Source organism: Paenisporosarcina sp. TG20 (assembly GCF_000286315.1).
In the GTDB taxonomy this organism is placed as follows: domain Bacteria; phylum Bacillota; class Bacilli; order Bacillales_A; family Planococcaceae; genus Paenisporosarcina.
Genome location: NZ_ALJG01000021.1, coordinates 1 through 642, shown reverse-complemented (window position 1 = coordinate 642; position 642 = coordinate 1). Strand labels below are relative to the sequence as shown.

Genomic DNA, 642 nt, shown 5'->3' with positions numbered 1-642 from the left:
AAAATTCGCTACTTTGTTCAACTTATTCAAGAGGGATATCCACCGGCAAAAAGAAATCTAGAGATTGCTACTGATGAAACAAAACGTGTAGGGTTAGATATTGGTACATCCATTATTGCGATTAGTAGTCAAAGCATAGTTGAAATCCAAGAACTAGCACCTGAATGTAAACTTGAAGAAAAGGAATTAAGACGGATACACCGTAAAATGGATAGGTCTAAACGTAGCACCAACCCTGACAAATTCAACATAAATGGAACAGGCAAAAAAAGTGGAGGTACTTGGAACTTTTCAAATCGGTACGTGAAGTTGCGTCAAAAACGGAAAGAACTATATCGAAAGATTGCTGTTCAAAGGAAGATGTCACACGAAAAATTAGCGAATGTGATTCTTTCTCTTGGTTCGGATATTCGAGTTGAAACCATGCGGTTTCGATCTCTACAAAAACGCGCAAAAAATATCACTCGAAATAAAGCGAATGGCAAAATCAATCGTAAAAAAAGATTTGGGAAATCTATCGCTAACCGAGCTCCTGCGATGCTAATAACAATTATTAACCGGAAGCTTGGATATCGAGGTCATTCAATTAAAAAGATTGATACTTATGCAACCAAAGCAAGTCAATTTAACCATTTAACAGGA

General features: G+C 36.8%; 1 pseudogene. It reads left to right on the top strand.

The features are described from left to right. Positions 1-642 (top strand): annotated as a pseudogene (locus tag B371_RS0100110) (RNA-guided endonuclease TnpB family protein); the annotation flags it as partial.